Raw genomic sequence first — 25,498 nt, forward strand, 5'->3', positions numbered from 1 at the left:
CGTCCTCACGGCCCTGTTCGTCCTGTACCCGCTGCTGCGCACGGTCTTCCTCTCCTTTTTCCAGTGGGACGGCATCACCGTCCCGGTCTTCAACGGGATCGAGAACTACCGGCAGATCGTCACCGATCCACAGCTCCTGTCGCTCTTCGGGCACAGCGGGGTCCTGGTCGTCTTCTACGCCGTCGTCCCCATCGTGCTCGGACTGGTGATCACCGCTCTGTTCGCACGCCGTGAAGTACGCGGCATGACGTTCTACCGGTCGGTTCTGTTCCTGCCCCAAGCGGTCTCGCTCGTCGTGGTCTCCGTGGCATGGCAGCTGATGTACGCCCAGTCGGGAACCATCAACCAGTTCCTGGGGTTCTTCGGCCTCGACCAGGGCACCGGCTGGCTGGGCAGCTTCACCTGGGCGCTGCCCGCCATCGGGTTCGTCGGATCATGGCTGCTGACCGGGCTGTCCGTCGTATTGTTCCTGTCCGGGGTGCAGAAGATCGACCCTTCCCTGTACGAGGCGGTGCGCCTCGACGGCGGCAACGCCTGGCACGAGTTCCGCCACGTCACCCTGCCGGGGCTGCGCGGCGAACTAGCCGTCGCACTGACTCTCACGGTGGTGGCGTCGCTGCGCAGCTTCGACCTGGTCTACCTGATGACCCAGGGAGGGCCCGGCACCTCGACGTCGGTGCCCGGCTACGCGATCTTCCAGAACGCCTTCGTCAACCAGCAGGTCGGCCTCGCCTCGGCACTCGCGGTGGTCCTGTCGGCTCTGATCATCGTCGTCACCACTCTCATCAACCGGCTCTCCAAGGACCCCGAGTCATGAGCACCATGTCTCCCGTACAGCAGGCTCCGGCACCCCAGCGCACTGCTGGAGCCCCTCACGAACGTGGGCGCCGTCGGGCCGGGCGGGGCGCGGGGATCCTGACCCACCTCATCCTGATCGGCTTCTGTCTGTTCAGCCTGGTGCCGTTCGTCAACGTCCTGCTGATCTCCGTGGCACCACAGGGCCAGCTGGCCGTCGGCATCCGCTGGCCCTCGGACATCGACTTCGGCAACTTCCCGCGGGCATGGGACGCGGCGAACTTCAGCGTGCTCATGCTGAACAGCGCGATCGTCACGCTGTTCGTGGTGACCATCGGCACCCTCGTCTCGCTGCTGGCCGGATACGCCCTCGGCACCATGCGCTTCCCCGGCAGGGGCATGGTGTTCGTCCTCTTCCTCATCGGGCTCCTGATGCCCTTCGAGGCGACAATCGTGCCCCTGTACTACGACCTGCGCGAGGTCGGCCTGGCCAACACCTACGCCGGGCTGATCCTCCCCGAGGCCGCCCTGTTCCTCAGCTTCGGCGCGTTCTGGATGCGAGCACATTTCCTCGCGACGGAACGGGCGTTGCTCGAGGCCGCCCGCATCGACGGTGCGAACACATGGACCATCCTGTGGCGAGTCCTCGTACCCAACGCGCGCGGGCCGATCACCACGATGATGGTCCTGTTCTTCATCTGGAGCTGGAACGAGTTCCTGCTCGCCCTCGTCCTGGCCCAGGATCCGGCCGTGCAGACGGTCCCCGCCGGCCTCGGCCTGTTCATCGGCCAGTACACGACCGACTACTCGGGCCTGTCGGCAGCGGCCATCATCATGACCGTGCCGGCCCTCCTGGTGTTCGTCGTACTCCAGCGTCACTTCATCCGCGGGGTCACCTCGGGCGGAGTCAAGGGATGACCCACTCTCCGGTCTGACCGCCGCTCGCACCTCGCGGGCGGCATCCCGGACCGAACCAGCCCACCTCACCACCCCCGTCGTCCCGCTCCCAGCCGGGACCCGCATGGAAAGGCCCTCCACGTGCGTGCGATCCGGCTCACCGGCCCCTACCAGGTCGAGATCGTAGACCTGCCCGACGCCCCACTCGGCGAACGTGACGTACGGCTGCGCAGCATCGTCAGCGCCATCAGCCACGGCACCGAGCTGAACACCTACCGCGGTACGGCTCCACTGGACAAGAAGCGCTTCGATCCTGAACTGCGCACGTTCGTCCCCGATCCCGAGGCGACCGGTTACCCGGCGACACTGGGGTACGAGATCGTCAGCGAGGTCGTCGAGACGGGTGCGGCCGTCACCGAGGTCGCCGTCGGCGACCTCGTGCACACCGGCACGCCGCACCAGGACATGACGGTGACCAGTCCCGACGACTACCTCGGGTTCTATCCCATGGTGAAGCTGCCCGACCATCCCACCCACGAGCCCGGACTGTTCGCCAGCCTCGCCGCCGTGGCCCTCCAGGGCGTGCACGATGCGGCGATCAAGGTCGGGGACGTGGTGACGGTCCATGGCGCCGGCGCGATCGGTCTGATGACCATCCAGCTCGCCGTCACGAGCGGCGCCACGGTGATCGCCGTCGAGCCCTCCGCCGAGCGCCGGGCCGAGGCCGAGAAGGCAGGAGCCCGGCTCGTCCTCGACCCGGCCGAGAACGACGGCCTGGTCGGATACGGCATCGCCAAGGCCCTCAAGGGGCGTTCGCCGGACGTGGCCATCGAGACCAGCGGCAGCTACCACGGTCTGCAAGGCGCGATCTCCGCCGCCGGCATGGCGGGACAGGTGGTCGCTCTCGGCTTCTACCAGGGCGGCGGCACCCCGCTGCGTCTGGGCGAGGAATGGCACCACAACCGCATCACCATGCGGTCCAGCATGGGTGTCTGGGACTGCCCGCACCGCTCCTACCCGGCCTGGGACCGGCCCCGGATGATGCGGACCGTCGTGGACCTGCTCTACTCCGGGCGGCTGCGCACGGACTTCATGCCCGTCCAGCACCACCCGTTCGACCATGCCGCCCAGGTGTACGCCGACCTGGCCGCTTCCCCGGTCGACCACCTGAAGACGGCCTTCGACTACCGGCACGGCAGCGGAGCCGACGGCTCATGATCGGCGTGGGCGTCATCGGAACCGGCGGGATCGGACGCAGCCACCTGCGCGCCTGGCGGCTGCTGGGGGCGACACCCGACGGCGGCGACGTACACGTAGTGGCGGTCGGCGGCCGACCCGGCCCGCCTGCGCAGAGCAGCCCGCTGCCCCGGTACGACAACTGGCACGACCTGGTCGACGACCCGGCCGTTCACGTCGTCGACGTCTGCGCGCCGGACACGCGGCACCAGGAGATGGCCGAGTACGTGCTCGCCGCAGGCAAACACCTGATGTGCGAGAAGCCCCTGGCGTTCGCTCCACAGGACCGTGCGCGTCTGCTCGCCGACGCCAGGCGGGTGGCCACCGGAGTGTGCTTCGTCTACCGGCACCTCCCGGCGGCGGCGTACGCACGTATGCTGATCGCCGACGGGCGGCTCGGCACTGTGACAGAGGTCCGGGCGCACTACCTCCAGCAGTGGGCCCTCGACGTCCCCGAGCCCAGCTGGCGCATGGACGGATCCGGAGCGGGAGTCCTCGGCGACCTCGGCACGCATCTGGCGGATCTGGCCGCCCACCTCATCCCCGACTTCCGCGACGCCCACGTCACTTCGGCCTCTTCCCCGGACTTCGCCTGCCGTGCCACGTGGACCACGAACACGCCTTCCGGCATCCACGGCGTGTTCGACGTGTCGCGCACCGCGCGCGGCTACGACAACCATCTCCGCCTCGAGGTCTTCGGCACCCAGGGCACCGTGTCCTTCACCTCGCTGAGGCCCGACGAGGTCACTCTGTCCCTGGCCGGGGCTCCTGCCCTCGGTGGCCTCGTCAAGGTCGACGAGATGACCAACCGGGCCTTCCTGGAGCAGTGGTGGGGTCCCGGTTCCGCTCTGGGCTGGGGCGACCTCTTCCTGCACCAGGCTTCGGACATGATCGACCTGGTCCGCGGACGCGTTGCCGTCACTTCGGCCACGCTGGCCGACGGCTGCGACGCCGACGCCCTCACCGAAGCCGTCCGCCGCACGGTCCACGCACCAGTCCAGAAGGCGGCGATCCCATGACCTTCCGCCTGGCCGCCCAGGACGGCACTCTTCCCGGCGACTGCTTCCAGCACCGTTTCGAAGCCGCACAGCGCTACGGCTTCGACGGGATCGAGATCGCCGTGCCCGTCACCGGGGACAACGAGGACCGACTGGCGCGGATCGAAAGTGCCGTCCAGCGGGGCGTGCAGATCTCCTCGGCCGTCGTGGCCTCGGGCCCGTTCATCGGAGAACTGGAACCCGCCGACCGCCGGCGCGCCGTACGCCACCTGAGTCTGCTGATCGACCAGTTGGGCTCGGTGGGCGTGCCGGCGCTGGTGATGCCTCACTCCTTCGGCATCGCCTCACGTCACCTGCCCACCTCCGGCCCTCTTCCGCCGGCGGAGGAGGCCCGCCTCCGAGCCGCCGAGACACTCGGCGTTCTCAGCGAGCGCGCCGCGGCCGCGGGAGTCCTCGTCTGCCTCGAACCGCTCAACCGGTACGAGGACTACGCCGTCAACACCCTCTCGGAAGCCGCCGCCGTGGTCGAAGCGGCCGCGTCTCCTGCCCTTGCGGTCGTCGCCGACACCTTCCACATGTCGATCGAGGAACGCGACATCTCCCGCTCCCTGCGTTCAGCGGCCCGTTTCCTGTCACACATCCAGCTCGGAGACTCCGACCGCCTCGAACCGGGACACGGCCACTTCGACTGGCCCGTGTTCCTGTCGACGCTCGCAGAGCTCAGCTACGACGGCTGGCTCGCCATGGAGTGCGGCCTCAGCGGCCCGCCCGAGCACGTTCTTCCCCATGTTTCACGGCTTCTCAGAAACGGCGCCAGGCGCGCGGAGCCGTAGCACGCCGAGCCGGCCGACGACGCGCTGTCGATGCTGCGGTCGTGTCCGTCGGGCTGCTGTCGCCACCCCATGCCTTCGCCCTCTCCCCATGAACAGGACCCCACCGCCATGGCTTCAGACTGGTTCGTCCCCGGAGCGCAACAGCCCCGGTTCGTCGCGGATCTGCCCGGCCTCGACGAGCGGCTCGGCCCCGATCCGCGCCGCGTGCACCCGCGGCTGCACTCCGTCGTGGAGTGCGAGGGACCCGCGGTCAGGATCCGCCTCGTCGAAGGCCAGGACAGCGTCGCCGTGACCGTCGCAGCGATCAGCGACGGCGTGCTCCAAGTCAAGATCGGCGCCGACTGGGACACCACTACCCGCTCCCAGGGCAGTTGGCCGCTGCTCACTCCTCCCTCGGCTCCGTGGCCCCTCGACGCGCGCCTCACGGGCCCGGGGGCAGTGGTGGACGCCGGCTCGGCCCGTGCCGAGATCGCCTTCGAGCCGTTCCACATCCGCGTCCTCGACAGCTCTGGCCGACTCCTGGTGGAACAGCAGCAGCACGACGCGTACGCGACCGGTTCACCGCGCGGCATTCCCCTGGGATACGTCGAGGGCGTCAACGGCCGTGTCTACGCGGACATGTTGCGCAGCCGCCCGGACGAGCACTACTTCGGTCTCGGAGAGTCCTCCACCGAGTTCGACAAGCGCGGGCAGCGGGCCGTTTCGTGGACGATGGACTCCTACGGCGTGGGAAGCGAACGCTCCTACAAGCCCGTCCCCTTCGTCTACTCCACCGCCGGGTACGGGCTGCTGGTCAACAGCGGCCTGCCGGTCTCGATGGACCTCGCCAAGGCAAGCGCGTCATCCCTCGGCCTGGCCGTCGAGGACGACGTCCTGGACTACTACATTCTCGCGGGACCACAGCCGCGCGATGTCCTGCGGCGCTACCAAGAGCTCACCTCGCCCACCGTGCTGCCCCCGGTCTGGGCTCTCGGGGTGTGGATGTCCACCGGGTTCCTGCCGCAGACCCAGGCCAGCGTCGAAGCCTGGCTGGAGCAGGCTGTCGAACACGAATTCCCCGTCGAAGTCGTGCATATCGATCCGTACTGGATGCGCTTTGGATGCTGGTCCGATCTGGAGTGGGACCGGGAGGCTTTCCCCGATCCCCGTGGAATGCTGGCCAGGCTCCGGCATGCGGGCATCCGGACCTGCCTGTGGATCAACCCGTACATCGGCACCGACAGCGAACAGTTCCGCCACGGCGCGGAGCACGGCTACTTCCTCACCGACGAGCACGGCCAGACGTGGACCGGAGCGGTCTGGGGCGACGACGTCGACCACTCCCCCGTCGCGATCGTCGACTTCACCAACCCCGAGGCCACAGCATGGTTCCAGGCACGCCTGCGCAGGCTTCTCGAAGACGGCGTGGCCGTCATCAAGACGGACTTCGGTGAAGGAGTACCGCCTGACATCCGAGCCCACAACGGCGCCGGCGGCCTGGAACTGCACAACGTCTACCCGTTGCTGTACAACGAGGCTGTCGCCGACATCACCGAGGAGGTCCACGGATATCGCCTCGTGTGGGCGCGCGCCTCCTATCTCGGCGGGCAGCGGCACACGGCCCAGTGGGGAGGCGACACCGCCACGACGTGGGAAGGCATGGCCAGCACCCTGCGTGCGGGACTCTCCTACGCCATGTCCGGGTACTCCTTCTGGAGCCACGACACCGGCGGCTTCGACGGCCGGCCCACACCTGAACTGTTCATGCGCTGGGCGCAGTTCGGGTTCCTGTCCCCGCTGTCCCGGCTCCACGGGACCACCTCCCGCATCCCGTGGGAGTGGGACGAGCGCGTCTTCGACACCGTCAAGGCCATGGCCATCTTGCGCTACCAGCTCCTGCCCTACATCTGGTCCCAGGCCGTCACCTCGGTCCATGACATCGCCCCTCTCCTGCGACCTGCGGTCTTCGACGAACCCACCAACCACTCGGCCTGGATTGCCGACGGCAACTACAGGCTGGGCGAAGACCTGCTGGTCGCTCCGGTCCGCGACGAGGACGGACGTCTCAACGCCTATCTCCCGCACGGCGAATGGATCGAATGGGAGTCGCACGCCGTACACACCGGGCCCACGTTCCTTCAGCACATCGACGACCTGCACAGCGACCTGCCCCTGTTGGTACGCGCCAACAGCATCGTCCCGACCTGGGACGCCAGGCACACGCCCGCCGAGGATTTCGACAACGTCGTCCTCCAGCTCTGGCGTCCCGCGCAGGGCACGACGACCGCCACCATCCACGGAGTTCACGCATCAACCGACGTCACCATCACGGCCGTGGACGGCACCATCGACGTCGTACTTGAAGGGCCTCTGCCACTGACCCGGATCAGCGTCCTCGCCGCCGCCGGCCCCGTCTCCGCCATCACCGTCAACGGCCGGCCCTGGGTCCCCGCAGGCGACACCTCCTGGACGGCCTGCTGATGACACAGGAAGGAGGACCCTCGGGGCGTACCCGGTGGCGGCTTTCAGCCTCTGCGCGTGAGGCCCGCTGTCCGGTGCGGCGGCGGTTGAGGGTGACTGCGCCTCCGACGAGGGCGGTGGCTGCGGCGGCCGAGGCGATTCGAGGGTCGATCATCGGGACGCCGACCGGGGGCGGCGCAGAGATGAGACTCGTACTGTGCCTGGCGCTGTTGTTGCCGGTGCTGGGATCGGCTTCCTGTCCCTCGACCGTGGCGTCGATGCCCACCGGCGGATACTCCGGTACGCCACGCGAAAGCCGGACCCGGCTGCTTGAGGCGACTGCGCACCGCACTCTCAAACGATCAGTAAGCTGCGGGCGTGAATTACAGCGAACTTGAGGCGGACATTCTCCGGTTGATCGTCGCGGCCACCGAGGGTGACGTTCGTGCCTTCGGAGAGGAGACGGTCACTCGTCTGGTGCGTCCGGAACTGCTCCGCGGTGCGGCCGAGGACGAACTCACCGAGGAGGCCCGGGCGGCACTGACCACCGCCTGCACAAACGTCCTGACGATCAGCGCCGCCGAGCTGCACGACGAGCTTGCGACGATCTATGAGGGCATCCTGGTCGATGACGATCTGGACCCCGGAGTCCTCACCGCCATCCGCGCGTTGGCGCACTGGCACAGCTACTTGGAGCAGAACCGGCGCGGCGAGCTCTACGAACTCGCCATCCGTTCCATCGAGGACGTCGACCACGAGGTCTCCGCCGACCTCGACGACTTCCTCGCCACACCGGAGATGGCCGCTGAATACGAGCGCATCCGCCGACTCCTTGACCCCGGCGCGGGACAGTAACGCGGGACCCACAGAAGGAAGCCCGAAGCACTTCGCGAGCACGGCACGTGCGCGAGCTGGTCGATCTGCTCGTAGCTGACTTCGTTGCAGACAGGACCTGGGGATCCGAGGGTGTGGCGCGCTACGCCGCGAGCCAGGCCGCCTGGTCCGGAGCCAGGTGGCTGTTCTCGATGGGACAGCTGGTCAGCAGGACCGAGGTGTGTTCGGGCAGTTGGTAAGGCTCGGCGGAGAGGTTGACCACGCAGACGAAGCCGGGGTCGCGGCGGAAGGCGAGGACTCGGGCGGGGGTGTCGTCCAGCCAGGTGAGGGTGCCGTCGCCGAGGGCGGGGTGCTCGTGGCGCAACCGGAGGGCGGCGCGGTAGAGCTCCAGCATCGAGGTCTTGTCGCCGGTCTGAGACTCCGCTGTGCGCGGTGCCCAGTCGGCGGGCTGGGGCAGCCAGGGCGCGGCGACCTCGAAGGTCCCGGACGCGTCGGTGCTGAAGCCGTACGGTGCCGTCTGCCCCGACCAGGGGATCGGGACCCGGCAGCCGTCGCGGCCTCGGTCGGTGTGGCCGGAGCGTTCCCAGACGGGGTCCTGGAGGACGGATTCGGGCAGGTCCTCGACCTCGGGCAGGCCGAGTTCCTCGCCCTGGTAGATGTAGGTGCCGCCGGGGAGGGCGAGGGTGAGGAGGGAGGCCGCGCGGGCGCGGCGGGTGCCGAGGGCGAGGTCGGCGGAGCCGGCGGGGATGTAGGACTCGTTGGCCACCCACTTCTTGGCGGGCTTACGGCCGTAGCGGCTGGCGTGGCGCATGACGTGGTGGTTGGACATGACCCAGGTGGCGGGGGCGCCGACCGTGCCGAGCGTCGCGAGGGTGCCGTCGATGACGGCGCGCAGGTCCTTCGCGTTCCAGTCGGTCATGAGGTAGTCGAAGTTGAAGGCGGTGTGCAGGCCGTCGGGGCGGAGGTGGGCGGCGAGGCGTTCGGGGGTGTCCGTCCATGCCTCGGCGACGAAGGCGCGGTCGCCGGGGTACTCGTCGGCCAGTTTGCGCCAGGCGCGGTAGATGTCGTGGACCTCGTCGCGGTCCCAGAAGGGATGCACGCCGCCATCACGGCCGGTCAGGTCCGGCAGCTCCGGATCCTTGACGAGTCCGTGGGCGACGTCGATGCGGAAGCCGTCCACGCCTCGGTCGAACCAGAATCGCAGGACGGACTCGAACTCCGCGTGCACGTCCGGGTGCTGCCAGTTGAGGTCCGGCTGCTGGGGGGTGAAGAGGTGGAGGTACCACTCGCCGTCGTCCACCCGGGTCCAGGCCGGGCCGCCGAAGCGGGAGTCCCAGTCGTTGGGCGGCAGGGCGCCGTCGGGGCCGCGGCCGGGGCGGAAGGTGTACCGCTCGCGTTCCGGGCTGCCGGGCCCGGCGGCCAACGCGGCCTGGAACCAAGGGTGTTGGTCGGAGGAGTGGTTGGGTACGAGGTCGGGGACGATGCGGATCCCGTGCGCGTGCGCCTCCTCGATGAGCAGCTCGGCCTGGGTGACCGTGCCGAACAGCGGGTCAATCTCGCGGTAGTCGGCCACGTCGTAACCGTGGTCCGCCTGCGGGGACTTGTACCAGGGGTTGATCCAGAGCGCGTCCACACCCAGCGACTTGAGGTACGGCAGCCGGGAACGGATGCCGGCGATGTCGCCGACGCCGTCGCCGTTCCCGTCGGCGAAGCTGCGGATGTAGACCTGGTAGATGACGGCGCTGCGCCACCACGGAGTGGTGGCGGTGGTGGTGGGCACGGTGCTGTTGCTCCTTGGTCGGTTCACGTCGGACTCAGTCCTGTCGGCGTGTCTCAGGCGGGCGTCGGCAGGGTGTGCCGGCCTTGGCTGTCCGTGCTCGGTGTGAGGCCGTAGTAGATCCGTGGCGCGCCGTCGAGCGTCAGCGTCACACCGTCGTCGGTGACCGGGATCTGGGTGACCTGTCCGATCGCGTCCACCTGCTGTACGGCGGTGGTGGCGGCGACCACGAGCGGGGTCTTGGTCGGCCAGGGGTCGATCCACACCTCGGGGGCGGGGAAATGCCAGTCGGTGCGTTGTCCGGTGGTGTTGAGCAGGTAGCCGTCGGCCCGGTTCCACAGCACGACGGCGGGGCCGGCGGGTGTGTCGAACCACAGGCCGAACGTCTGCGGGTCGGTGAAGGTCAGCCAGCCCTGGAAGGTGGCCTGGTCGAGGGTGCGGGCGGCGGTCGCGTACGCGAGGAGCGACGGCTTGGGGCTGAGGTCGCGGTTCATGAGGCCGTAGTGGTACTCGACGTTGTCCGGGTCGGCGACCTGCGGCATGCCGAGCACGCTGTCGTGGAACTGGTACCAGCACACGCACCGGACCCCCTCGGCCTTGGCCAGTGCGAGGGTGAGCAGGACGTTCTCCGCGGCGTGCCGGTAGGTGTCGTGCCACCAGCTGTTGGGCTTGGTCGGCGCGTACGCCTCGGTCAGCCAGATCTCCTTCTCGCCGTGCTCGGCCATCAGTGCCTTGAGCCGGCGCAGGCCGCCGTAGAAATTCCAGTAGGTGCCGTCGGAGCCGGTGTTCCAGTCGTCGCCCGGCGGTATGTAGTCCGGGGTGAAGTTGCCGCGTCCCGGGTGGTAGGCGAAGGCGTCGATCAGGTCCCAGCCGCCCGCCGCGACGAAGTTCTCCACCCACGGCTTGTCCATACCGGCCAGCCCGTTGTTCATCAGCTTGATGACGTTTCCGGTGGCCGTTCGCCGGTCGAAGACCGGACGCAGCGCCTTGTCCAGGTACGCCTGCGCGGCGTCTCCGGTGTTGAACGGTCTGTTCAGCTCGTTGCCGACCTCGAAGTAGCCGGCGCCCGCGGCGGCCGCCACCGCCAGTTTGTCCGCCGCCCAGGTGGCCGCATCGGCGTCGGTGGCCTCCAGCAACGGCTGGAGCTCGATGTTGTGCCGCATGCCGCGGGCGTCGAACGCGGCGGGCGGCAGCCCGGGACCGCCGTCGTAGGCGATCCGGACCAGGCTGATGCCCACCTTCTGCCACAGGTCCAGCAGGGCGTCGGCGCTCGGCCGTTGCAGCCAGGGGTAGTTGGCGATGCCGAACATGCTGTCCGCACCGGCCTGGTAGTCGTACGACGGCAGCACCGCGAGGTTGGTACGGGCGAACGCCTCGTCGTCGCCCGATCTGACGACCACCTCGGCCAGCGCGATGCCGTCGGCGGGCGCGGTCAGGGTGAAGGTGTGCTGCCGGGTGCCGGCCGCGGCGACGCTGCCGGTCACGGTCGTGGCGGCCAGCAGGGTGCCGTCGAAGGCGCGCACCCACAGTTCCAGGTCGACGGACTTGGCCGCCGTGCCGCCGTTGGCGACCAGGGCGGTGAGCTCCATCTGCTCGCCGGCCGACTCGTACAGGTTGAAGTCGCGGTTCGTGGTGAGTTCGAGGCCGAGTTCGCGGCCCCGGCCGATGGTGGCGGTGGCGGACGGGCGGGTCTCGGAGAAGAAGAAGTCGGCCCGGCTGGTCCAGCCACCGTCCGGGTCGGCCACGCCCGGCGCGTGCACCCAGGTCGTATTCGTCCATGCCTGGCGGGAGCGGTCCAGCAGGAACAGGCCGTGCAGCGCGGTTCCCCAGGTGGAGGTGTGGGCGACGCCGAGGGTGTCCTCGTACGGGATGCCGCCGCCCGGGTCGCGGACCCATTCGGTGATCGGGACGTATGCGTCGGGCGCGGTCGGCGCCTGGATCGCCCGGCTGAACAGGAAGCCGTCCGGGAGCAGTGTGTCCGCCCCGGTGACGTGCCACTCCAGCGCGGCGTGGGAGGTGGTGACGCTGAACCAGCCGGTGACGACGGTCGATCCTGCGGCGGTGTCGAAGGTGTAGTCCATCCGGATCGCCGGCGTGCCGTCCGGGAGCGCGCTCAGGGTCGGGGTGCCGCCGGTGGACACGTGGATGCCGGTGACACTGTCCTTGACCTGGAACTTCGACCCGGCCGACCGGGTGACGCCCGCGCCGTCACGGATGGCGAGCCTGCCGCCCGCACTGGCCAGCAGACTGATGCCGCCGGCGGTCAGGGTGACGTCGCCGGCCGCGGCGTACGCGGTGATCGGGGTCGACTCGGCGACGAGGACGACGCCGGCGGCGAGGGCCGCGCCGAGGAAGGCCCGGCGATTGACGGTGGGTCGGGAGAAGGCTTCGGACGTCATCGGCTGCTCCTGTCCGGCGCTCGGCGGCGCACGCTGATAATGCCTATCTTCAGCTTCGTGAATGAAACGTTTCCAGCCCGATACTTTGATGTCAACATGCCCTTGCCTAGGTGATACGTCGTGCATTACGGTCGTCGCCAGTTTATGAAGATAGGCATTATCAAGATGGAGGAGCGATGTCGCCGAGACCTCGCCGTGTCACGCAACGCGAGATCGCGGAGCTGGCGGGCGTCAGTCAGACCACGGTGTCGGTGGTGCTGAACGACCGCGACGGCTCGAATGTGCGGGTTCCGGAGGCGACCCGGGCGCGGGTCAAGCAGGCCATGGAGCAGCTTGCCTACGTCGCGGACCCCGCGGCCCGCAGGCTCGCCGGTCTGGACAACCAGATCATCGGTGTCTTCACGTACGAGGCCGCGTTGTCCCCGGAGAGCATGGACTTCTACGGTCCGCTGTTGAACGGGATCGAGAGAGCCGCCGAGCAGATCGGCTGTGACCTGCTGTTCTTCACGTCCTCGCCGGTCGAGAACGGCACACGCAGCCTCTTCCACCGCAAGACCCGGCTCCGACTGACCGACGGCTGTCTCCTCCTCGGTCAGCAGATGGTCGCGTCCGAGCTGGAACGGCTGGTCGCCGAGCAGTTCCCGTTCGTCGCCATCGGCCGCCGGGACGAGACCGCCGCCGCAGTGCCGTACGTGGCCATCGACTACACCACCCCGACCACCGCGCTGATCGACCAGGCCGCGGCGGGCGGGCACCAGCAGGCGCTGTACGTCCACCGAGGCCGTGACACGCCGACCGCGCGGGACCGGCGGGACGCCGTCGAGGCCGCTTCGGCGGCGGGCAGGCTGGCGTTCCTGCTGGTCGGTGAGGAGAGGATCGCCGACCTGCCCCGCCTGGCGCGGGCGACCGAAGCCACATTGATCATCGCGGAGGACGCCTTCCTCGCCGAGGACGTGGCGCACGCGCTGTCCGGCGCCGGGGCCCTCGTACCGGAGGAGATCTCGCTCGCCGCCCTCGGCGAGGTGCGCGGTCATCGCGTGGAGGGCCGGCCCCTGGCCGGCTTCCATGTCCCCAGACAGCGGCTGGCGGCGGAGGCTCTCGATCTCCTCCAGGTCCTGATCACCACGGAGCCGCAGGAGTGGGCCGGTCTGGAGAAGGAGCGGCTGCTGGTCGCCGAAGTCGAGCCGGGAGAGACGATCGTCGCGCGGACGGACACGCCCTCATGACCGACCGGATCACGACCGAGGTGGCGATCATCGGCGGTGGACTCGGTTCCGTCGCCGCGGCGCTGGCACTGCTGGAGCGTGGCCGCCGCGTGGTGATGACCGAGGAGTACGCCTGGCTCGGCGGGCAGCTCACCTCACAGGCCGTTCCGCCCGATGAGCACATCTGGGTGGAACAGTTCGGCGTCACCGCCCGCTACCGCGCCCTGCGGGAGGACATCCGCCGCTACTACCGCGAGCACTATCCGCTGACGGCCGCCGCTCGCGCCGACCGGGAACTCAACCCGGGCCGTGGCCGGGTGAGCAGACTGTGCCACGAACCGCGCGTGGCCCACGCGGTGATCAGCGCCCTGCTCGCGCCGTACCGGTCGACCGGGCGGCTCACCGTCCTGCAACCCGCCGTGCCCGTCGCCGCCGAGGTGAGCGACGCGACGGTCCGCACCGTCACCGTCGCCGATCCGCGGACCGGAGCCGAGACCGTGATCAGCGCCGAGTACGTCCTGGACGGCACCGAGACCGGCGACCTGCTGCCGCTGACCGGGACCGAGTACGTCGTCGGCGCCGAGGGGCAGTCGGACACCGGCGAACCGAGCGCTCCCGAGGTCGCCGACCCGGGCAACGTGCAGTCGATCGCATGGTGCTTCGTCTTCGACCACGTCACCGGCGACCACACCATCGCCCGGCCGGACGACTACGACTACTGGCGCTCCTTCGAACTGCCCTTCTGGGGCGCGCCGATGCTGTCCTTCACCGCGCCGAACCCCCGCACCCTCGTGCCGGAGGAGCGGACCATGAACGTCAACCCGGCGGGTGAGGCCACCGGGGACCCCCGCTTCGACGCCGGCGACCAGGACCTGTGGCAGTTCCGGCGGATCGCCGCCCGGCAGAACTTCGCCGACGGCTTCTACGACAGCGACATCGTGCTGGCCAACTGGCCCCAACTCGACTACGTCAGCGGCACGATCATCGACACCGACGACCGGCAGCTGCACCTGGACGCCGCGAAGGCGCAGTCCCGCGCCTACGTGTACTGGCTGCAGACCGAGGCACCCCGCCCGGACGGCGGCCGCGGCTGGCCAGGACTGCGGCTGCGCGGTGACCTGGTCGGCACCGCCGACGGGTTCGCGCAGGCGCCGTACATCCGCGAGTCCCGGCGGATCAGGGCGCTCACCACCGTCCGTGAGCAGGACATCTCCGTCAAGGCCCGCGGGGATGCCTCACCGGCCCGGTTCGCCGGCTCGGTCGGGGTGGGGATGTACCGCATCGACCTGCATCCCTCCACCGGCGGCGACAACTACATCGACGTCGAGTGCGCGCCGTTCGAGATACCGCTCGGCGCACTCGTCCCGGTGGCCACCCAGAACCTGGTGCCGGCCGCCAAGAACATCGGCACCACTCACATCACCAACGGCGCCTACCGGCTGCACCCGGTCGAGTGGAACGTCGGTGAGTCGGCGGGGGAGCTCGTGGCGTACTGCCTCGACCTCGGTCTGAGCCCTCGGCAGGTCGCCACCGACGACCACCTCGTCGACCGCCTCCAGAACAGGTTGACCGCGGCTGGGATCGAACTCCACTGGCCGCAGATCGCCGGCTACTAGGCCCTGTCGTCAAACTCCCTCCCCCAGCCTCCGGCCGGGAGGTGCCCCCAGCCCCGTGAAGCCCCAACCCCCGAGGCGCGGCACGCGCCGAGAGCACGAAGGACCCACCACCATGAGCAGAGCGAGAAAGTTGGCCGGCGCGGTCGCGCTGACGACGGCGCTGGCGCTGACGGCCGCCTGCGGCGCGTCCGGCGACGGATCCGGGACGACGGACGCCACGAACGTCAAGCTGCGGATGACGGTCTGGACCTCGAACCAGGACCAGCTCGAGCTGTTCGACTCGATCGCCGCCGCGTACCGCGCGAAGAACCCCGAGGTTTCCTCGATCACCTTCGAGAGCCTGCCCTTCGAGGACTACAACACCACCCTCACCACCCAGATCGCCGGCGGCAACGCCCCCGACCTGGCCTGGATGGGCGACCTGTCCAAGGACCTGATCGCCTCCGACGCGCTGGTCGGCCTGACCGACCACCTGAAGGCGACCGACGGCTGGCAGTACGACGACCTGGAGGCCAGCGCGACCAAGGAGTTCAGCCAGGACGGCACGCTGTACGCCTACCCGTTCTCGACCTCCCCCTTCGCGCTGTACGTGAACACCGACCTGCTGGCGAAGGCCGGGCAGAGGATCGACCCCAAGAACATGACCTGGGACCAGGTCGCCGCCGCCGGCGCGGCCGTCCACTCGGCCACCGGAAAGGCCGGGTTCGTCGTTCGGGACTTCGACTACAAGTCGTGGAACATGCTGGCCACCGTATGGACCGGATTCGGCGCCGCCGCATGGAGCCAGGACGGCAAGACCTGCACCTTCGACGGCCCCGAGATGCAGAAGGCGTTCACCTTCCTGCACGACGCCGCGTTCAAGACCCAGGCCATGCCGGGACCCGGCACGACGGCCGACTTCTTCGCCGGTGACGCCGCCTTCACCGTGGCCCAGGTCTCCCGGTCCTCACTGCTCACCGACAAGTTCAAGTACGCCCTGACTCCCCTGCCGCCCGGACCGGCCGGCAAGTACTCCGTCATCGGTCAGGCCGGCGTGGGCGTCCTGGCGGCGGGCAAGCACAAGACCCAGGCCACCAACTTCCTCGCCTACCTGACGAATCCGACGAACTCGGCGAAGCTGGCGCAGTTCTTCCCGCCGCCGCGCAAGTCTCTGCTCACCGGCGAGAAGCTCGCCGCGAACAACACGGTGCTGACCGCCACGCAGCTTCAGGAAGCCGTGGTCGACCAGCTCCCGAACGCCGTCACCCTGCCCAACCACACCAGTCCGGCGGAGATCGCCCAGAAGGGCAAGACCGCCCTGGACGCGATGTGGAAGGCCGACGCCGACATCCCCGCCGTGCTGAAGTCGGTCTGCACCGCGATCGATCCGATCCTGGCCAAGTGACCATGTCCGGCCTCACGAAGACCCGCGCGAGGACACCGGGCGCCTCCCCGGCGGCGACAAAGCCCCGGGACACCTCCGGACCCCCGTTCTGGACGATCCGGCGCCGAGACGTACTCGCCGGCTATCTGTTCATCGCGCCGCAGCTCGCCGGGGTCGTGCTGTTCGTGCTCGTCCCGGTCGGGCTGGCGATCTGGTACAGCCTCAACGACTGGAACGTCTTCTCCGGCGGACAGTCCTTCGTCGGAGTCGACAACTACGCGGCCCTGGCCGACGATCCCCAACTGCCCTCTGTGCTGGGGGCGACCGCCGTCTTCTGCGGCGGGGTCGTGGTCCTCAACATCGGCCTGGGCCTGCTGCTCGCCGTCCTCCTCAACCGGCGCTTCCGTGGCGCGACGTTCTTCCGCACCCTGTTCTTCTCCCCGGTCGTCGTCTCCGTGGTGGCGTGGACCCTGGTCTGGGGCTTCCTGCTCCAGGACAACGGCGGTATCAACGGCCTTCTCGACACGGTCGGCATCAACGGGCCGAACTGGCTTCAGCGCGGCGACACCGCGATGCTGTCGGTGATCGTCACTCAGGTGATCCGCAGCGTCGGCGTCAACATGGTGCTCTTCCTGGCCGCCCTGCAAGGCGTGCCGGCGCAGTTGTACGAGGCCGCACGCCTCGACGGCGCGGGAAGCAGGGTGATCTTCACCCGGATCACGCTTCCGCTGATCTCCCCCACGCTGCTGCTGACCGCCATCATCACCGTCGTCGGCGCGCTGCAGTCGTTCGCGCAGATCGCCGTACTGACCAGTGGCGGCCCGGAGTTGAGCACCACCGTGCTCGTCTACTACGTCTTCCAGCAGGCCTTCGAGTTCAACCACATCGGCTACGGCTCGACGCTGGCCCTGATGCTGCTGTCCTTCGTCATGCTGCTGACCCTCGTGCAGTGGCAGCTGCGCCGGAAGTGGGTGTTCCATGAGCAGTAAGTCGAGCAGTCAGCGCAGATCCGCCCTGCGGCACGCCCTCCTGGTGACGGCGCTCGGTGTCCTGGCGATCCCGTTCGTGGTGCCGACCGTCTGGATGGTGGCGGCCTCGCTGAAGCCGCTGCCCGAAATCTTCAAGGCCCCGCCGTCCCTGTGGACTTCCGACCCCACCCTGTCCGCGTACAGCGAGGCGTTCAGCTTCCAGCCTTTCGCCCGGCAGTACGCGAACAGCGTCTACATCGCCGTCCTGGTCACCCTGATCACCCTGCTGGTCTCCAGCCTCGCCGGATATGCCTTCGCCCGGATCCGCTTCCCCGGCGCGAACGCCCTCTTCCTCGTGGTGCTGGTCGGCCTCCTGGTGCCCAGCGAGGTGACGATCGTGCCGTTGTTCCAGATGTTCAAACGAGCCGGGATGATCAACACACACTGGCCGCTGATCCTGGTCACCGCGCTGGCCGGACCCTGTGTCCTGGCGACCTTCATCATGCGGCAGTTCTTCATCGCCCTGCCGGCCGAACTGGAGGAGGCGGGCCGGCTGGACGGTCTCGGCCGCCCCGCGCTCTGGTGGCGGATCTTCCTCCCGCTGGCCAGGCCTGCACTGTCCGCGGTCGCCATCCTGACCTTCCTCACCTCATGGAACCTCTACCTGGAACCCACCGTCTACCTCACCTCGCCGGAGCTGTTCACCCTGCCACAGGCCCTCACCCGGTTCACCGACGCCTACGGAGGCGAGATGTGGAACACCCAACTGGCCGCCGCCACCATGACCGTCCTGCCGGTCCTGGTCGTCTTCGTCGTCGCCCAGCGCCAGTTCGTCGAGGGCCTGGCCCACTCGGGCCTCAAATGAGGACGGAATCACGCGCCTTGGAAGCCGCTCCGCTCCAGCCCCGACCCGGCCCGAACCTTCCGGAGGGGCGGCTCCGGCCGGCGCACCGGGCTCGGACACCCGGCGCGGGCCCGCCCATTCCCCGCATGGGGTCGTACCCAGCAGCCCCGGAGGCAGACGCCTGGAGATCTTCCGGCCATCACCCCAGCCCGACACAATCAACCGCATGACGATCACCACGGGCGCACCTCCGCCCACGCACAACACGCCCGTCGCCCTCGCCCGAGGCTTCCTGACGGGCGGGGTTGTCGGGGCATCGCTCGCCGCTCTCGTCGTCGGCGGCATCATCGAGAGCGTGCCGCTGTTCGTCACGGGCCTGGTCCTGCCCGCGGTCTACGGCCTGCTCTTCTTCCTCGCCGGTGTACCGCGGCGCGTCAGGGAGGCGGCCCTCGTGCCGTGTACGGCGCTCGCGAGGGTCGAGAGTGTGGAGGCCGTCGGGGGCGAGGCGACGAGCGACGTGGCGGTGCGGTTCGATCTCACCGTCGCGCCGGACGACGCACCGGCGTACCGCGTCGCGTTCACGCAGGACATCAACCTCGCGGACCTGCCCGACTACCGGCCGGGCGGCGTCGTGGTGGTCCAGTATCCGCCGGACAGGCCGTGGCGGGTGCGCATCGTGAAGCGGCCGACACCGCAATGGGAGGAGCGGGCGGCCGGGGCCCAGCTCGACTCGGCGCCCGGTCCGGCCATGGTGAGCGAGACCCCCGAGGGCTGTGCCGTCGGCTTCGTGACGCTGCTCGCCCTGCTGCTCGCCGCAGCCGGTGTGGTCCTGCTGTTCCGCGCCGACCTGTTCGACGAGGGCACCTCCGGGCTGCCGCCCTCCTCCGTCCAGCCGTCGGTCTCCTCCTCCTCTTCGTCTTCGTCTTCGTCGACCACGGTGGTGTCGTCGGCCTCCGGCACGGTCGCCCTCGGCCCGAACCAGTCGTTCCTCGACAAGGACGCGCTGCGCAGGGCCGTCCGCACCCTCACCAAGGGCACGGACACGCGCGCGGCGCTCACCGTCGTCGTACAGGAACGCCTGCTGTCCATCGTGTACGCGCCCACCGGCTCGAACGCCCCGACGTTCGACCCGGAATCCCTGCCCTACGACCGCTTCCCCGCCCTGGTCAAGGAAGCGAGGAGCAGCCTGGGTGTCGGTTCCCCGCAGACCTGGCAGGTCACCGTGGAACGCCTCACCGGCTCGCTGACCATCAGGGTCGGTGTGACGGGCTCCGATGGGGCGGCCTCGCTGGAGGCGGACGGGGACGGCAAGGTGGTGCGGCGCACTCCGGCGCACTGACGGACTCCGCGCGGCCGCATCTTACGGAAGAAGAGGAAGACACATGGGTCTGCAGGGATATCTGGTGCTGTGGTGCGGGGTGTTCGGCACCGTCGCACTGATCGGCTATACCCGGTCGCTGGCCGGGATGACGAAGGCGCAGCGGGCGGTGCGGGTCATGGGGCGGATCGAGCAGGTGCGCGAGCCCCGGCACGGAAGCTCTGGCATGGACGGGATACCCGTGGTCGTCTCCTTCCAGGACCCGTCCAGCGGTGCGGAGTTCACCGTGACGAACGACCGTGACCACGGGGAGATGATCACGGCGGCCTGGACGGGCCGCCAGATCGGTGTCCGCTACCCGCGCGGGAGACCGCACGCCTACCGGTTCGTCAGTGACCTCACGGCGGGCCGGCGCGGGCTCGGATGGCCGAACTTCGCGGTCTTCCTGATCTACGTCGGGCTGGTGGTCTTCGCGGCGATCGACTGGGCGTGGCCGTGGGCCCTGATCGGCTTCGGCGGACCCTGGACCGTCAACAGCGTGTGGTACCTGCCCCAGAGCGTTCGCGCGGTGAGTCGCCGTATCGACGCGCTGACGGCCCAACCCCCTGTTCAGGCCCGTGTCATCGCCGTGCTCACGGACACCGACACCGACAGCGAGGGGGGAACCTACACCAGCCACACGCCGGTCATCGCCTTCACCACCCACGAGGGCACCCCCGTCACCGCCTACTGCACCGACGATCTGCCCGACCCGGCGAACGCCTACGGCCGCAACATCACGATCCACTACACACCCGACGACCCCGCCGTCTTCACTCCCGACATCGCGGCGGAACACCGGTCCCGCCCACTCGACCTCGTCCTCGGCATCGTGTTGCTGCTTCTGGGAGTGGCGGCGGTCGTCGTCGGGGCGGTGCTGCTGTGACGCCCGAAGAGATCCGGAGTGCGCCGGGATACCGTCCCGGCATGGATCCGCTCACGTTCGACTACGAGGACCTGCATGTACGCGTGGACCGGGGGGTGTTCGAACTGTTCCCGCTGCGCGGCAGCGGTATGCCGCACACACTCAGGGTTCCGCTGCGCTGGCTCGGGGTGCGGGTGCACTACAAAAAGCCGGACAAGCCGGGCCAGTTGATCTTCGGTGTCGTGCGTGATCCGAACGCCGCCCTCTACGGCACCGACTTGACGGCCTTCCGGTACAGCTCCACGGAGGCGGCCCGGGTGCCGCACGGCGACGAGCCGTTGTTCCGCGCCTACTTCACCGAAGTGGCCACGCTCGCCAACCGGCCGGTGGCCTGATGCGGAACCCGCGGTCTTCGAACACGGCGATGTGTACGTGCACTTCGGCAACGTCACCCAGCTCGACGAACCGCTCTGCGTGCCCAGAACCCGCCCCGGACGCCTGCTCGCCACCATCGAGACCCTGACCGCCGAGGAGCCCCTCTACCGCGCCTACTTCACCAGGCTCGCCCACCTGCCCGACCGCCCGATCGTGTCGTGTCACCCGACGGCCTTCCCCTCGCCCCGGCCGCCGGGCGCGAGGACTGCGATCGTCTGTGCCGTGCGGCGGCCCGTGGCTCGTCGTGGCGCACCACGTCATTCCAGCAGGTCCAGCTGGAGGTGGAGCGCCGCGGTGGTGCGCGCGCTGTCACCGGTGGCAAGCAGATCCAGTAGCGCGCCGCGCAGGACGGCAAGGACGAGGGTGCGCTGCGCGCGTGCGGCCTCGGTGTGGCGCCAGGCGGCGGGCTGGCTGCGGGCCAGCAGCTCCAGCCAGTCTTCGACCGTGTCGCGGGCGAAGCCGGCCCATGGCCCGTCGGGGTCGATCAGGGAACGGCCGTAGCTTTCCACCCATAGCCTCAGCATGCCGCGGTGGGCGTCATCCGACAGCCACCGCCACAGCGCACGGGCCACCGGCCCCAGTCCCGTCTACTCCTGCGGCAGGCCACCGGCCTGCCGGACGGCCTCCAGCTCGTCCGCCCTGGCCCGCGACAGCAGAGCACGGATCAGCCCGTCCTTGCTACCGAACAGGTAGAGCAGCACGCGCGGACTGGAGTGGATCTCCTCGGCGAGCGGGCGCAGGGACAGTACACCCAGGCCGCCGCGCAGCGCGTAGGCGTAGTCGGCCTCCTCGGCGAGGCCTGCTCGGAGCCGCGGCCGTGGGCCCGCCATCCGCCGCCGTCGGGGATGCGTCCGACCTCCTTGTCGTCCAGGTGGACCATGTGGCCCGGGCAGGGCCCAGATACGTGTCGGCGGGCGCCGGTTGGCGGATCCGTCGGGATCGAGGAACCGGCGGTTGTTGATGCACAGGCACGCGCGGGAGACACCGGGCTCGGAGGCGGCGTGGGCAATCGGCCGGGTGCGACAACGCTCGTCGAGCCTTCCGCGGCCCTCTACGCTCAACGAAGCGTTCGCTTGCGTCACTGGAGCACCTCACTGCTCCGGTCGGCCGCGAGCACACCGCGCGAAGGGAACGCGACCAGCAGCGCGGCAGCGACGAGGAGTCCGCTTGCCCACAGCGGCCCGAGGTCCCCGACCGCGGCGCTGAGCGTGCTCGCGGCGATGAGGGGTCCGGTGGCGGCGCCGACGTTGAGTGCCACGGTCGCGTAGGAGCCGGCCATGGCGGGGGCTCCGGCCGCCTCGTACAGGACCCGCGTGATCAGCGTGCTGCCCAGTGCGAACGACAGCGCGCCTTGGACGAAGACGAGGGTGAGCAGAGCGACCGGCCGGTCGGCCAGCACGGCCAGGGTCGGCCAGCCGATGAGCAACAACGGACCGCCGACTGCGATGACCAGGCCGGAGCGCTGGTCGGCCAGCTGTCCGGCGACGGTGACGCCGACGAAGGAACCGGCCCCGAAGAGCACCAGGACGACGGAGATCCACAGCTCGCCCAGCCCGGCGGTGCCAGTCACAACCGGGGCGAGGAAGGTGAAGCCGGCGAAGGTGGCCGCGTTCACCAGCGCGCCGAGCAGCATGACCAGGAGCAGCCGCGGACTTTTGAGCTGTGCGAGCTCCGCTCGCAGTGGCGGCCCGTCAGCCGGGTTCTTCTGCCCGCGGCGCGTTGGGCTTCCGATGAGGATGCCGACGGCCGCGGGCAGGCACAGCACGGCGGCGGCCCAGAACGTGGCCCGCCAGCCGAGGAATGTGCCGAGCACCGACCCCCCGGGGACGCCGGCGATCGTGGCCACCGTGGCGCCCGACAGCAGCACGGCGAGCGCGCGTCCCTTCTTGTCGGCAGGGACCAGCGTGGTGGCGGTCGTCAGAGCGACGGCGAGGAACCCGGCGTTCGCGAGCGCTGCGACCACCCGGGTCGCGCACAGCACCGCGAAGCTTGAGGTGGCAGCACTCACGGCATGGGCTGCCGAGAACGCGAGGACGAATCCAAGCAGGCTCGACCGCGCGGGCCAGTGGCGGGCAAGCACTGCCATGAGCGGGGCACCGACGATCATGCCGATCGCGAAGGCCGAGGTGAGCACGCCTGCTGTCCCGACGGTGACGCCGAGGTCCGAGGCGATGTCCGGCAGGAGGCCGGCGAGCATGAACTCCGAGGTACCCATGGCGAACACCGCCAGGGTAAGCAGGTACAGCGGGAAAGGCATCGAGTGGCTCCGAGGTGAGGAGAAGCACGAGAAGGTCATCTCGTCACCGCGGTCAGCACCCAAGGGCGCACTCGTCCGGCCACAGAACGCGGCGGGACGGCAGGACTGTGAACTCAGTGGTTCCGGGGGCTGACGGCGTGACCGAAAGCCCCCACCCTGTCTGACTCAGGACTCGACACGGCTCGCACGCTACCCGACCGATGCCCGCCGAAGCACCTCCATTTCACGGCGTCGGCCAGTGTCAACAACGTCATGCCCCGCAACATCCAGGGGCCCTTCTCGCGCTCCGGGGCAACGAGACGGCGGTGTGTCCCCAGGAGTGCCTGCACGGACCGGATGCGGCCTTGACCCGTACCAGGCCGAGCCGGTCGACGGCGAGGCGTCACAGCGCCGGAAGCAGGGCACGTATCGGCGGAGCGGTCGGCGCGAGAGAGGAGGTGGCGGTGACGAACGGTGCTCCGCTCACGGCATGCGCCGCGACGATTTCGCCGGACGCGACACCTGCCGACTTCGCCGACTCGGAACACCTACCCCCAGCACTGGCACAGGCCATCCACACAACAGACCCGGACTGGGCCCCGCTCACCGCCGCCATCGAACCCACACCGGCCACACGGCATTCCACACACGCCTTCGAGCTGCGCAGCGGGCCATGTCGGAGCTGGCGGCAGACGGCGTGGGAAACATCCGCGGACTCCGACGACGCCTCGACCTTCGGCAACGTTGGTCCCATGTGCCGAGGCATGGCAGTTGTCGCCCGCGAGTTGCCCCAACCTGGGATCTCCCACGAGCAAGCCACCGGGGATGTCACCGGCGGGGCAGGACCCTGGCGCCGCATCGCGGGCGGCACAGCAGTTGTCACCCCTTCCAGCCGGCGAGCGGCGTAACGTCAAAAAGGGCTGGCCTCGTTCCGCAACGGCGGGCCAGGATCGGGCCTGTGATACGCCACGCCCACGATGATCCCGAACTGCTGGCCCTGGTTCGCCGCTATGTCACGCCCGAACGGCGCTATCTGAAGCTCGGCGGCAGCTTGCTGCGCATGCAAAGTCCTGAGTACGACCGATTCATCCGAGATCTCAGCGAAGACGCGGGACTCATCACTGCGCAAGAGATCGCCACCCTCCTGGAGGGCAGTTGGCGGGAGCGGAGGACCGCAACATGGCTCGTGGCCGTCTCCCGCCGGACCGAGTTCCGTGAGCGCCTCGGGGAACTCCTGCTGGCCAGCGAGGTCTGCTGTGTCGGGCTGGCCTATTGCGTGGCCCTGACCAGTTTCGGCACGCCGCGCGACGCCGTTCTGCTCGCCGCCTATCTTGATCGCTATCTTCGCCGCCCCGACCTCGCATACGATCAGACCGTAGCCATGAGCGCTCTCGTGTTCATCGACATGAATCTCGGAGGCGCCCAAGCCGCACGTTTCCTGGGCTCGGGTGGCCTGTGGCAACAATGGCTCCAGGATGCCTCCCACATGCAGCGCACCACGGACCCCGCCTCCTGCCTGAGCCTGATTCGCCGGCTCTGCGCCGTCGTCGACGAATGCGCCGAAGCGAGATGACGGCAACACACCTCGTGTTGCTGCAAGGTGCCCGCGTCGACCACTGGGTCGTCTCCCTGGCCGTGGTCATCGCCACCGGCGTCTCCGCCACCGGGCACCGCGAGATCTCCGGGCTGATGGTCGGCGACAGCGAGTCCAAGCCGTTCCGGACAAGGTTCCCGCGGTCCTTACAGGCCCGGGGCCTGGGGAACGTCCAGTTGGAGATCTCCGACAGCCACAGCGGGCTCATGGCCGCGATCCGCACCTTGTCCACGGTGCGGCTCGGGTCAAGACCATGCTGCTGGATGCCGCGACGTTCGCGGACTCCCCGCCACCGTCGCCCGGCTCGCCGCCGCAGTCCTGGCTGAACTCCACGACGCGTGGCAGGTCTTCGCCCGCCGCTGCCTCTCCGAAGGCTCGATGGACCAACCCTTCACCACCACACCACCCGCTGACAACCGCCGGCTTCCCCCGTATGAACCGCATCAGCTCGGCAAGTGGCTGCACCACCCCGCGCGGGACATGACCAGGTACAACTTCCGTTCGGCGCTGACGAGTTGGTGGGAATGACGTGGGGCGAGTCTGTCGGGCATACTTGCGGGCGCGTACCACCCTGCTCACCAGCGCGCGGGCCGAGGTCCTGTGTGTGGTTCGAGCCTGAGGCAGACTTCCGGGGAAGAATCGTCATGAAGAACCTTCAGCCTTCGGACCCGGTGTCCATCGGCGGCTATCCGTTGCTCGGCCGGCTCGGTGCGGGCGGTATGGGGCAGGTGTTCCTGTCCCGTACGGGGTCGGGTCGGCTGCTCGCGCTGAAGACGATCCGTGACGATCTGAGCTCCGAGCCGGGGT

Annotated in this window: 21 protein-coding genes and 1 pseudogene; 17 read left to right on the plus strand and 5 right to left on the minus strand. The window is 69.2% G+C overall.

Translation table 11 applies throughout. The features are described from left to right. Positions 1 to 193 precede the first annotated feature (193 nt). The 7 genes from CTZ28_RS22660 to CTZ28_RS22690 all read left to right on the plus strand — a co-directional run bounded on the left by CTZ28_RS22660 (position 194) and on the right by CTZ28_RS22690 (position 8,053). Positions 194 to 817 (plus strand): carbohydrate ABC transporter permease, encoded by a 624-nt coding sequence (locus CTZ28_RS22660; RefSeq protein WP_259471746.1) that lies wholly within the window; start codon positions 194 to 196, stop codon positions 815 to 817. Next, entirely contained in the window at positions 814 to 1,713 is a 900-nt protein-coding gene (locus CTZ28_RS22665) for a carbohydrate ABC transporter permease (RefSeq protein WP_259471747.1), read from the plus strand. The genes CTZ28_RS22660 and CTZ28_RS22665 overlap by 4 nt, the downstream gene beginning before the upstream one ends. A gap of 120 nt (positions 1,714 to 1,833) precedes the next feature. Beyond that, the gene (locus CTZ28_RS22670) at positions 1,834 to 2,910 is read left to right on the plus strand and encodes a zinc-dependent alcohol dehydrogenase (RefSeq protein WP_121891493.1); all 1,077 of its coding nucleotides are present in this window, start codon (positions 1,834 to 1,836) and stop codon (positions 2,908 to 2,910) included. Further along, positions 2,907 to 3,947: a Gfo/Idh/MocA family protein gene (locus CTZ28_RS22675; protein ID WP_183154528.1), complete on the plus strand. Its 1,041-nt coding sequence runs from the start codon at positions 2,907 to 2,909 to the stop codon at positions 3,945 to 3,947. Before CTZ28_RS22670 ends, CTZ28_RS22675 begins: the two co-directional genes overlap by 4 nt. Next, positions 3,944 to 4,759: a sugar phosphate isomerase/epimerase family protein gene (locus CTZ28_RS22680; RefSeq protein WP_121891495.1), complete on the plus strand. Its 816-nt coding sequence runs from the start codon at positions 3,944 to 3,946 to the stop codon at positions 4,757 to 4,759. The genes CTZ28_RS22675 and CTZ28_RS22680 overlap by 4 nt, the downstream gene beginning before the upstream one ends. Before the next feature lie 108 nt (positions 4,760 to 4,867). Further along, entirely contained in the window at positions 4,868 to 7,219 is a 2,352-nt protein-coding gene (locus CTZ28_RS22685; protein WP_183154529.1) for a TIM-barrel domain-containing protein, read from the plus strand. 357 nt (positions 7,220 to 7,576) lie between these two features. Continuing rightward, positions 7,577 to 8,053: a hypothetical protein gene (locus tag CTZ28_RS22690; RefSeq protein WP_121891497.1), complete on the plus strand. Its 477-nt coding sequence runs from the start codon at positions 7,577 to 7,579 to the stop codon at positions 8,051 to 8,053. Positions 8,054 to 8,174: 121 nt separating this feature from the next. Here CTZ28_RS22690 and CTZ28_RS22695 read toward each other — a convergent pair whose 3' ends face one another. Both CTZ28_RS22695 and CTZ28_RS22700 read right to left on the minus strand, forming a co-directional pair. Beyond that, positions 8,175 to 9,812: a glycoside hydrolase family 13 protein gene (locus CTZ28_RS22695; RefSeq protein ID WP_183154530.1), complete on the minus strand. Its 1,638-nt coding sequence runs from the start codon at positions 9,810 to 9,812 to the stop codon at positions 8,175 to 8,177. Between the two features lie 53 nt (positions 9,813 to 9,865). After that, the gene (locus CTZ28_RS22700) at positions 9,866 to 12,208 is read right to left on the minus strand and encodes a hypothetical protein (RefSeq protein WP_121891499.1); all 2,343 of its coding nucleotides are present in this window, start codon (positions 12,206 to 12,208) and stop codon (positions 9,866 to 9,868) included. A 176-nt stretch (positions 12,209 to 12,384) separates the two neighbouring features. Here CTZ28_RS22700 and CTZ28_RS22705 point away from each other — a divergent pair, with 176 nt between their 5' ends. From CTZ28_RS22705 to CTZ28_RS22740, 8 genes are all read left to right on the plus strand, one after another. Then, positions 12,385 to 13,434: a LacI family DNA-binding transcriptional regulator gene (locus tag CTZ28_RS22705; RefSeq protein WP_121891500.1), complete on the plus strand. Its 1,050-nt coding sequence runs from the start codon at positions 12,385 to 12,387 to the stop codon at positions 13,432 to 13,434. Then, positions 13,431 to 15,029, plus strand: a complete 1,599-nt coding sequence (locus tag CTZ28_RS22710) for an FAD-dependent oxidoreductase (RefSeq protein ID WP_183154531.1) — start codon at positions 13,431 to 13,433, stop codon at positions 15,027 to 15,029. The genes CTZ28_RS22705 and CTZ28_RS22710 overlap by 4 nt, the downstream gene beginning before the upstream one ends. Before the next feature lie 112 nt (positions 15,030 to 15,141). Next, positions 15,142 to 16,413, plus strand: coding sequence for an ABC transporter substrate-binding protein (locus tag CTZ28_RS22715; protein WP_121891501.1), 1,272 nt, complete (start codon positions 15,142 to 15,144; stop codon positions 16,411 to 16,413). A 2-nt stretch (positions 16,414 to 16,415) separates the two neighbouring features. Then, positions 16,416 to 17,381: a carbohydrate ABC transporter permease gene (locus CTZ28_RS22720; protein WP_398656513.1), complete on the plus strand. Its 966-nt coding sequence runs from the start codon at positions 16,416 to 16,418 to the stop codon at positions 17,379 to 17,381. After that, a complete protein-coding gene (locus tag CTZ28_RS22725; RefSeq protein WP_220795382.1) occupies positions 17,371 to 18,225 on the plus strand; it encodes a carbohydrate ABC transporter permease in 855 nt (284 codons plus the stop codon). The genes CTZ28_RS22720 and CTZ28_RS22725 overlap by 11 nt, the downstream gene beginning before the upstream one ends. A gap of 205 nt (positions 18,226 to 18,430) precedes the next feature. Then, positions 18,431 to 19,543 carry a hypothetical protein gene (locus CTZ28_RS22730; RefSeq protein WP_121891502.1) on the plus strand — a complete coding sequence of 371 codons (1,113 nt, stop codon included), beginning with the start codon at positions 18,431 to 18,433 and terminating at the stop codon, positions 19,541 to 19,543. Positions 19,544 to 19,586: 43 nt separating this feature from the next. Then, complete coding sequence (locus CTZ28_RS22735; RefSeq protein ID WP_121891503.1) at positions 19,587 to 20,447, plus strand: DUF3592 domain-containing protein; 861 nt, start codon at positions 19,587 to 19,589, stop codon at positions 20,445 to 20,447. Positions 20,448 to 20,488: 41 nt separating this feature from the next. Continuing rightward, positions 20,489 to 20,821 (plus strand): hypothetical protein, encoded by a 333-nt coding sequence (locus CTZ28_RS22740; protein ID WP_121891504.1) that lies wholly within the window; start codon positions 20,489 to 20,491, stop codon positions 20,819 to 20,821. A 297-nt stretch (positions 20,822 to 21,118) separates the two neighbouring features. On the opposite strand, the gene CTZ28_RS49330 is transcribed toward CTZ28_RS22740, so the two are convergent. The 3 genes from CTZ28_RS49330 to CTZ28_RS22755 form a co-directional block, all read right to left on the minus strand. Continuing rightward, entirely contained in the window at positions 21,119 to 21,370 is a 252-nt protein-coding gene (locus CTZ28_RS49330; protein WP_310887619.1) for a hypothetical protein, read from the minus strand. 78 nt (positions 21,371 to 21,448) lie between these two features. Then, positions 21,449 to 21,691, minus strand: coding sequence for a hypothetical protein (locus CTZ28_RS49335; RefSeq protein ID WP_310887621.1), 243 nt, complete (start codon positions 21,689 to 21,691; stop codon positions 21,449 to 21,451). Positions 21,692 to 21,939: 248 nt separating this feature from the next. Further along, positions 21,940 to 23,118 carry a Cmx/CmrA family chloramphenicol efflux MFS transporter gene (locus CTZ28_RS22755; protein WP_121891505.1) on the minus strand — a complete coding sequence of 393 codons (1,179 nt, stop codon included), beginning with the start codon at positions 23,116 to 23,118 and terminating at the stop codon, positions 21,940 to 21,942. 937 nt (positions 23,119 to 24,055) lie between these two features. Here CTZ28_RS22755 and CTZ28_RS22760 point away from each other — a divergent pair. Both CTZ28_RS22760 and CTZ28_RS49980 read left to right on the plus strand, forming a co-directional pair. Then, positions 24,056 to 24,670: a DUF6000 family protein gene (locus CTZ28_RS22760; protein ID WP_121891506.1), complete on the plus strand. Its 615-nt coding sequence runs from the start codon at positions 24,056 to 24,058 to the stop codon at positions 24,668 to 24,670. Between the two features lie 29 nt (positions 24,671 to 24,699). After that, positions 24,700 to 25,219, plus strand: a pseudogene (locus CTZ28_RS49980) (transposase); the annotation flags it as partial. Positions 25,220 to 25,498 lie beyond the last annotated feature (279 nt).

The sequence above is a fragment of the Streptomyces shenzhenensis genome, assembly GCF_003688995.1.
Taxonomy (GTDB): Bacteria; Actinomycetota; Actinomycetes; order Streptomycetales; family Streptomycetaceae; genus Streptomyces; species Streptomyces shenzhenensis_A.